The sequence below is a fragment of the Bacteroidota bacterium genome (assembly GCA_018831055.1).
Classification (GTDB): Bacteria; Bacteroidota; Bacteroidia; order Bacteroidales; family B18-G4; genus M55B132.
The window spans coordinates 1-9,091 of sequence record JAHJRE010000014.1 but is presented as its reverse complement, the minus strand read 5'-3'; the positions used below and the strand labels follow the sequence as shown (position 1 = coordinate 9,091).

At 41.3% G+C, this 9,091-nt stretch carries 9 protein-coding genes; 5 read left to right on the top strand and 4 right to left on the bottom strand.

The window, feature by feature from the left end; genetic code table 11:
* From KKA81_01030 to KKA81_01015, 4 genes are all read left to right on the top strand, one after another.
* Positions 1-363 (top strand): phytoene desaturase (locus KKA81_01030; GenBank protein MBU2649491.1); only part of this gene is annotated, 363 nt, incomplete at its 5' end.
* A gap of 1 nt (position 364) precedes the next feature.
* Positions 365-1,012 carry a carotenoid biosynthesis protein gene (locus KKA81_01025; GenBank protein MBU2649490.1) on the top strand — a complete coding sequence of 216 codons (648 nt, stop codon included), beginning with the start codon at positions 365-367 and terminating at the stop codon, positions 1,010-1,012.
* 16 nt (positions 1,013-1,028) lie between these two features.
* Positions 1,029-1,649, top strand: coding sequence for a lysophospholipid acyltransferase family protein (locus KKA81_01020; GenBank protein MBU2649489.1), 621 nt, complete (start codon positions 1,029-1,031; stop codon positions 1,647-1,649).
* Positions 1,646-2,743 carry a glycosyltransferase family 2 protein gene (locus KKA81_01015; protein ID MBU2649488.1) on the top strand — a complete coding sequence of 366 codons (1,098 nt, stop codon included), beginning with the start codon at positions 1,646-1,648 and terminating at the stop codon, positions 2,741-2,743. Before KKA81_01020 ends, KKA81_01015 begins: the two co-directional genes overlap by 4 nt.
* A gap of 61 nt (positions 2,744-2,804) precedes the next feature.
* On the opposite strand, the gene KKA81_01010 is transcribed toward KKA81_01015, so the two are convergent.
* From KKA81_01010 to KKA81_00995, 4 genes are all read right to left on the bottom strand, one after another.
* Positions 2,805-4,169, bottom strand: a complete 1,365-nt coding sequence (locus KKA81_01010; GenBank protein ID MBU2649487.1) for a hypothetical protein — start codon at positions 4,167-4,169, stop codon at positions 2,805-2,807.
* Positions 4,170-4,546: 377 nt separating this feature from the next.
* On the bottom strand, positions 4,547-5,911 hold the full coding sequence (locus KKA81_01005) for a hypothetical protein (protein ID MBU2649486.1): 1,365 nt from the start codon (positions 5,909-5,911) through the stop codon (positions 4,547-4,549).
* 173 nt (positions 5,912-6,084) lie between these two features.
* Positions 6,085-7,194, bottom strand: a complete 1,110-nt coding sequence (locus KKA81_01000) for an outer membrane protein assembly factor (GenBank protein MBU2649485.1) — start codon at positions 7,192-7,194, stop codon at positions 6,085-6,087.
* Complete coding sequence (locus KKA81_00995; protein ID MBU2649484.1) at positions 7,191-7,880, bottom strand: hypothetical protein; 690 nt, start codon at positions 7,878-7,880, stop codon at positions 7,191-7,193. The genes KKA81_01000 and KKA81_00995 overlap by 4 nt, the downstream gene beginning before the upstream one ends.
* A 193-nt stretch (positions 7,881-8,073) precedes the next feature.
* On the opposite strand from KKA81_00995, the gene KKA81_00990 reads away from it, so the two are divergent.
* The coding region (locus KKA81_00990) for a TonB-dependent receptor (GenBank protein MBU2649483.1) at positions 8,074-9,091 on the top strand (1,018 nt) is incomplete at its 3' end.

Below are 9,091 nucleotides of genomic sequence, written 5' to 3'. Positions count from 1 at the left end.
TTTGTTATGATCAATGTCCCTCCCGATTTAGGACAAGACTGGACCCGGATCATTTCAGATACCCGGCGACATATTGTTAACAAAATTAACCGGATGCTGGAAACCAATATAGAAGATTATATAGTTTTTGAACACTTTTTAACACCGGAAACTATTGCCGATAGAACCGGATCGTATCGCGGATCTCTTTATGGCCGGAACGGAAACAGCAAAATGGCTGCCTTCAACCGGCATCCCAATCAAATCCGCAAATTCAAATACTTGTTCTTTACCGGTGGGAGCGTCCATCCAGGAGGCGGAATACCCATCTGCCTTTCCTCCGCTAAAATAGTAGCCAACGAAATCCTGAAAAAAACGCATTAATATGATAGATTACCTGAAAACAAGGCCTTATATACTTGTCACATTGCTATTGATAGTCTTTTATGCAGTCGGGCTGGCCGGACTGTTTTACAATCCTACTAAACATATTATAATTTTCCTCATACCATATACTATACTGATGAATTTCATCCTTATGATGTTTTTTCATAAAGGATGGTCAAGAACCTTTATATTAATTTCGGCAATCACAGCCATCGCAGGTTTCCTGGTTGAAGCTATCGGAGTAAGTACGGGAATTATCTTTGGTGAATATTCCTATGGCAGCAGGATGGGACTTAAAATCTTTCATACCCCTTTGCTCATAGGGATTAACTGGGTCTTCGTGGTTTATACAGCATTTATGATCACACGCAATTTTCAGCGTTCCTGGTTGATAAAAGCATTGACCGGAGCCCTGCTTCTGGTGTTATACGACCTCCTCCTGGAGCCTTTTGCCATGTCGTATGATATGTGGGATTGGAAAGGAGGTGTCGTTCCGGTCCAAAACTACCTCGCCTGGTTCATCCTGTCGTTTGTCTTTCTTACTATGTTTATTAAGTCAGGAATTGATATCCGAAATAAAATTGCAATACCCATAGTACTTATCCAGTCATCCTTTTTCCTGGTACTATTTATAAGTGGGTATTGAAACAACCCATAAAATTATGATAAGTGCAAAACCATATGCATATTATAGCCGCTTTTTATCATTTTACATCCGCTTTATCCTGAAAAGGAATTTCAGAGAAATAAAAATCATTGGTAAAGCAGAACCAACCGATAAGGCGATATTGCTAATCGGCAATCATTCCAGCTGGTGGGACGGATTTTTTGCGTACCACCTGAACAGGAAAGTATTCAGGAAAAGACCCTTTGTGATGATGCTGGAGGAGCAACTGAAAAAAAATCCATTTTTACGCGGATTGGGAGCCTTTTCCGTTAAAAAAGGATCGAAATCCATGGTTCAATCCCTAAAATACGCAAGTGATATTTTGATGAATCCCCGGAATCTCCTGCTGTTATTCCCTCAGGGTAAAATAATTTCAACATTTCTGTATCCTCAGAGTTTTGAAAAAGGATGGTTCAGGATAATACAAAATGCAAATACCGAAGTCAGTGTCATTTTTATGGTTAACCTGGTAGAGTACCTTTCAGAGAAAAGACCCACAGTATTCATGTATTATAAAGTATATCCCGGTAATGAGATACTCACTCCGGAAAACATTGAGTTAGAATTTAATCTTTTCCTGAAATCCTGCATAGATAACCAAAACCGTCAAATATGACATGGGTAGCAGCTTTTGTCACAGGGTTTCTAATACTCAGGTTGATAGTCAGCCTGATCAATTTTTTTAGCCGACCTCTGCTGATTCAAAGAAATTATTCCGACAGAGGACTTATTTCGGTTTTAATTCCGGCCCGGAATGAGGAGAAAAACCTTCCTGTATTGCTGGAGACACTTAAGCAACAGAATTATAAAAATCTGGAAATCCTGGTATACGACGATCAAAGTACAGATTCAACACCGGAAATTGTAAAAAAATTCTTGTTAAATGATCCCAGGATCCGCTTAATATCAGGAGCCAATCCTTCTCATGGCTGGATAGGAAAAAACTTTGCCTGTCATAATCTTGCAAAAGAAGCAAACGGTGTCTGTTTTTTATTCCTTGATGCAGATGTCGTTACAGCACCTTCTTTGATCAGCAGTTCAATTGAATACCTTTGCCGAAACAAGCTGGCTTTATTGTCAATATTTCCGGATCAGATCATGAAAAGTCCTGGTGAAAAAGCTACGGTTCCATATATGCACTGGATACTTTTAACGCTGCTCCCCCTGATTTCTGTCAGGAAAACCAAGAATAAGAATCTGTCGGCGGCAAACGGACAATTTATGATGTTCGAAGCGGCCACTTACCGCCAATTTCAATTTCACGAAATGGTCAAACGAAATCCGGTTGAAGATATTCAAATCATGAAAATCATGAAATCCATGAAATTGAAAGTAGCCACATTGCTTGGCAACCGGTTGATCAGTTGCCGGATGTACGGAGGCTGGCACGATGCCCTGGAAGGATTTTCAAAAAATGTAGCCGATTTTTTCGGATCGCAATACTTTTGGATGGTCCTGTACATGTTGATAACCACTTTGGGGATTCCATTGGTTGCTTTTGCATGGAATATGTGGCTGGGACTTTTATATTTATTGACCATCCTGTTAATGAGGATAGCGGTTTCTCTGTCGGCTCATCAAAGTATTGCCGTGAACCTGATCTACGCAATCCCCCAGCATATATCATTCATCGCTATGTGCATCCTGTCGGTAAGGAATCGTATCCGTGGCAGCATTATTTGGAAGGACAGAAAAATTATCCTTCCATAAAAAAGGGCTGCACTATTTTGCAGCCCCTAAAGTATAACTGATGGTTTGATAATGGGATTCTTTAATTGCTCTGGTTGATGTCGGCAAAGTTTGAATTGCCGTTCTGGATAACATTGGAAATGTGTGAATCTCCGATCTGTGTTACCCTTGCCCAGTTATAATCACCGTACTGCTCGATTTTGCCATACATGCTGAAACCATCCTGGGAAATACCGGCACAGTTGTTTTGAACAAACATGTTCTCGGTTCCCTGGATGATATATGCATGGTTGATCTGATTTGCGCTGATACCACTATTGGTTTGCTTGGTCATGGCATAGTTGCCGTTGCCTTGTTGTGCCCCGTCTACACCGTAGATCTTGATTTCGGAATAGTTATAGGTACCCTGCTGTTCCTGTGCTGCGTTATTCTGATCTCCATAAACATACATAACAGCCTGGTTATAGCTTCCCAACTGATATTGTGCAGTGTGGTTATAATCACCCTGAACCCGCATGAATTCATTGTTGTTTGTACCGCCATCCTGGAACTGATTATTTACGGGATCAAAATAGGGTTGGATATTCAGGTATCCAACATTATTATAAAAATAAACAGGATTGTAAGTAACAGCCCCATCATTATGGTCACCGATTTGTTCCATGATGGCAACATTGTTATTGCCCATCGAATACTGCCGTCCAATATTATAATCTCCGGTTTGCCTGAGATAAAGGCTAAAATCGTTACCATGCCCTCTTTGCTCAGCAATATTATTATTACCGGTTTGGTATATTTCAGCATTCTGAATATGACCAAGACCTCCACCTGACACATGTTGCTTCGCATAGTTATAATCGCCGTTCTGGCCAATGTATACCTTTGCCGATCCGTATCCGTGATTGGATCCGTAAATATCCTGGTCGGCTTCATTATGATCCCCGATCTGGTCCACTTCGCCATGGCTGTGGTTTGCGCTCAACATCTGATCTGATTTGTTGAAGTTACCGTTTTGAAATAAACGGAGAGAATTGGTATACCCGGCAGCAATCACTTGCCGGCCTTCATTTTCATCCCCCACCTGGGTAGCAACCTCTGTCTGCCCCGAATTAGAACCGGGTGCATACTCACTTTGATACGCTATGTTTTTGTAACCGTTTTGGATAAGTGTGGTCGACAAAAGGCCATGCCCCCCTCCACCGGTTTCAGTCTGGAAAACCTGCGATTGATTTTCCTGGCCGGTCTGGGTTACAGTGGTTACCCTCATACCTACCGGTGTGTTGCTTGCTGTTTCATCCTGCTGAACTGTTGAAACGTTCATCAAGCCTACCTGTGTAACGGTGGAATAATTCTGATCACCGTTCTGGGTTGTTGTTTGTTGGTTGTTCTGGGAAATCAATGCTCCCGAAACCAAAAACGCAATTAAAACAAAGAATAATTTCTTCATAGCTCCATAATTTTTGGGTTATACAAAACAATTAAAACCGACTTAAAAAAATATAATATAATACTATGCCTATGCAGAACATAGTGTTAAATCCCAGACCCTTAAATTTTTAGTGAATACCTGTATAGCTTGTAACAGGGTATAAAATTAGTGGTAAGTGGTTTCAATGCAATGGGTAAAATTACTTATATCTGCAGATTTTATAAACAACAAAAATGGGTGAAATTACCTACTACATTTTACAACAATACAAACCAGACTAATATAAGAATCCCTGAGAAGTGCGCTATTAAAGCCTACACAAACGATCAACCAAAAATGTCATTTTTTGACTTCAAAACTTATTAACAAAGGGAGAAAAATGGATGGGAGAAAAATCAATAAAAAACCGGGTATTCCACCAGGGCTTCTATATAATGACGGCATCTGGGTTCACTAACTGCTTCCAGGAATGCATGCTTAATAACCATAACCTTTGCGAAGCTGCCATCTTCCAATTTGAAAACAACGACTTCTTTAGTGGGCATGACGGCAGCTTTTCTATCAGGAAAGCGTTCAAAAACATATCCGTCCTGTGGGGGGGCGGTTACTGCCTGAAAGTCGGCCTTGCCTGTTAAAGCCCAGTTTCCTTTTACCGTAGGCAGCTTATAATTGCAGGATGTTTCCAGAACGAGATCTTCGTCTGTATTGACTCCAACGGATCCTGAGTGAAAATCGAACGATTCGAGCGGACCCAGTTTAATCTGCCGGATATAATGCTCCGTACCAACAGTGGGATGTGGCTCTACCCTTTCGATAACAACATCATGATGAGCTTCTTGTGAAGGTTGTTCATTTTCTTTGGCGATCTCTGTAACTTCCGGGGCTTCAATTTCAAACACGGCGGTCTGAATGATTTCATTGCGGTAAAGTATTTCGACTTTGTATTCTCCCGGCAACCAGCCCTGATTCGGACGGTAAAGTGTAGATCCCGTTTTTCCTTCACTGTTGGGAAAAGTCTGTATTACCGTTCTGTTTAATTCCTTTCCCTTTGTAATACTGGCCCACCTGATGATCACCGGGTCTTTGGGAGGTGCATTTTTATAATTGAGCCAGGCTAGAATTCTCGGGGTTTCATTGGGGAAGATATAAGTGTTACCAACTCTCTGATTTCCCTCCCCTTCCAAAACCATTTCAAGAATTTCAAATTCTGAAACAACCGGCTCGGTAGCGGTTGCAGCAACCGGGATTTCCGGACTCAGGATCTCAAATGATTTCATGATCTGGTCCATCTCATCGCGACGGATATCAAACAAATTATTCGGTATAATAAAGAGAACAATATACCCAAAACCATTCCTTACCGCGTAAAAAGTGGCAATACCGGCACCTTCTTCCCCGAAACCCGTGGTATATACCCCGAGCTTTCCCGTTGTGCCGTTGTGTATGCACTCATCCATGCTGAGCTTTTGAATTCCTTCATGGCTAAGTGCTTTTTCAAAGGGATTTATAAGATAACCCAGTTCAGAAATACTTTTCTCAATGGCTGAAACCCTTACCTGAACTGCCATTTTTTTATCAGGACTCATGAAGTCAAACACATAGTCCTTACCCTCGCTATATTCCGTTTTTGACCAGTTATCCGGGATATTTAACCTAAAGCTATATCTTTTCTCGACAACCCATTCACCTGCACACAAAACCGGTACAGCCAACAGAAAAATCCAAATTACAGCCAGGACAAATGGTTTGATTTTGTTCATAAGTAATCGTTTGATGTCCGATTTTTGACGATCCTTTTTGGGATCATAAAATTAATACTTTTTTGCAAGCAATGCTTAAGATGGTTGTATAATATTTACAATGAATTAATAACTATTTCATTTTACGAATTAACAACTGACTCATTATCTTAGTATTCCAAGCAAAAAAGCCATTAAAACGCTTCATTAACGCTAAAATAGAAACCAATATTTCCATCTTCCCCAATACCTGCATCAAAGCGAAGCAGTGTCGGAGCTTTTTTCAACAGCTGGTAACGTATTCCTCCTCCGAAACTGAATTTCAGGTCGCGAAAATAATCCCATGGCAAACTTGAAACTTCACCTCCGGAAGCAAACCCGGCCAGAACCCAACGTGGAGTGAACCTCCATCTGACTTCCACCTGAGCCGATCCTAGGTGGTCGTCGATATACCTGCCCTTATAATAACCACGGTTTCTTTCAGGCCCACCCAGGTATGACTTCGACTGAAAAGGGACAGTCCCATAACCGTCTTCAAGATATATCTGGGATGCCAGCACTATCGTACGTGTCAACCGGATATACTTGCGCAAATCAATAATGAACTTATTATAACTATATGTACTTCCCAATACCTTGCTGGCAAAACCGGCCTTGATTTGCATGAAATTACCCTTGTAAGGGAAAAAGATATTATCCCGGTTGTCAAGGTTAAAAACAACAAAAATACCCGATGCCCTGCAACCCCTTGAGCCCGGGATTGCGCTTGTATCAAGGATGCCGCCTTCTTTGATCTCCAGCATCTTATGATCGGCAAAAACATATTCAAGTCCGAAATTAAGTGATGGAGGCAGATATTTCAGAAATGCTGCCGAAACCTCAAATGACTCCATATTATATGACTCTTCATTGGAATCGGGAGTAAAATTGCCAATACCCCAGAATTTGTTGGGAAATATCTTGTATTTAAAACTGCCGTCCATCATCCAGTCGCCAAACTGAAAATAGATCTTTGGCCTCGCATCAATGATGAACTGCTTATTTAAAGTATAAATAGCTGTTACCAGAATATTTGACTCACGGGCATTGTAAATATTGGCCTGTCGATGAAGAAATAATTGCGTACCAGCTCCAAATCCCACACTGGTTTCCGGAGTATAGAATACAATGGGTAATCCGACTATCTGGAATTTCTTCCTGACTTTTAATGTATCGAACTTGAACAGGGAGGGATCTTCTTCCTGGGAAAAAGAACAAATACTAAAAATCAGGATCAACCCCAATATGCCTGTTAGTCTCTTCATTGCTTACCATCCTTTAAAAGCACCGAAAATCCAAAAGAAAGATAGAGATCTCCTATACTGAACTGTTTATCACTCCTTATTTCATTGATGTAATCCACTTCTTCCCCAAAAAGATAAGCGTAATAATAATTCAGATTGATCTCTAAAACGGCAATATCTTTAATCACATAATTAAACCCGAGCCCAAACCCAACTCCAGGGCCTTGCCCCCGCTTTTCCAAATCAAAAACCTTTACAGGCTGCTGAATCAGTGAGTGTGTGTAATAATTCGCATAATACAGCATCAGATTGGGATACAAAGCCGCTACCCCTTCACGGGTCAGATAATAACGAAACCAGGGCCCTATCCTGAAAATTTCATACTCCGATTCGGTGTTTTCTTCGAGGTTCTGCCGTGCAATGGAAAATATAGGCCCAATGGTAAACCTCTCCCTGATAAATTTCCCCCCTATGATCTCAAGCTGATATCCGTTGGTGAAATTAAGCTCCTTCCTCCAACTGAAAGCATTGGTGACAAAGGAAGAACGCACATTACCCGAAAACCCGAGCAACCACCGGCCTTCCCGGAATGGCGTATACGCTTTCGCTGTATCTTCCTGGGCATTGCTTATCTGAACCAGTATAAGAAATACTACTAAAAATACATGAAAACGAGTCAGTACGAATTTGTTAACTTTTACAGTCATGTAGCAATTTACAAATATAAAATTACACTATCCGGCACAATAAACAACATCCTTCGTTAGCATTTACAAAGTTTTTTTAAAAAATTAAACTGTAATCCCGGATTTCTATCATATATAGTGAACTTTATACAACCTATCCTGTTAAGGGATAAATTATGTATCTTGGCTCCCATTAAAAAATCGTTAAGCTCAGGTGAAAACAAGAATTAGTAAACTGCTGTCGTTTCTTTTTCTCCTTGTCATAAGCGGACAGGTTTTGCCGAAAACATTTCTGCATGATGGAGACCTTCCTCCAGCCGGTAAAGGATCCCTGGAGGGCAGGGTCTTACACAAACAAACCAGGGAACCCGTCGAATATGCGACAGTTGTATTGTTCAGTCTTCCGGATACCGTCATGTTTAACGGAACCGTCAGCAATCCCGATGGAATATTCCTCATTGAAAATATACCTTACGGCAAATATTATTTAAAGGTAAATTTTATTGGTTTTAATCTTTATTCCTCGTCAGAAATTGTTATTAACCAGGAAAACAAATTCATTCAGCTTCCTGCGATATTACTTGAACCTGCCAATATCAGCCTTGAAGGCATTGAGGTAGTTGCCGACCGCTCTCCCATAGAATACAGGATCGATAAGAAAGTGGTGAATGTAAGCCAGGATATTCTGGCTTCCGGGGGTACCGCGGTCGATGTCCTCGAAAACACTCCTTCCGTTGACGTTGATATAGAAGGGAATGTCGCGCTAAGAGGAAGCGGAAACTTCACCGTTCTGATTGATGGCAGGCCCAGTGTGCTCGAAGGCAGCGAGGCACTACAACAGATACCTGCCAGTACAATAGAAAATATTGAGATCATCACCAATCCCTCAGCCAAATATGATCCTGAGGGGACTGCCGGTATCATAAACGTTGTGACCAAGAAAAAGAAACAGAGCGGATTAAGCGGCATCGTAAATGCTTCCTTGGGTACAAAAGATAAATATGAAGGGGATTTCCTGGTCAATTACCGCAAAAACAATGTCAATCTGTATGGAGGCATGGACTTCCACAGCCAGCATTACCCGGGAAACAGGGAGACATACAGGGAAGGCTATCAAAACGATACAACTTACTTCCTGGAGCAAGAAGGCACCCGCAATCGAAACAGAAAGGGCATCGGAGGCAGACTGGGCCTCGACTGGAACCTTTCCGATCAGGCAGTCTTTGGTATTG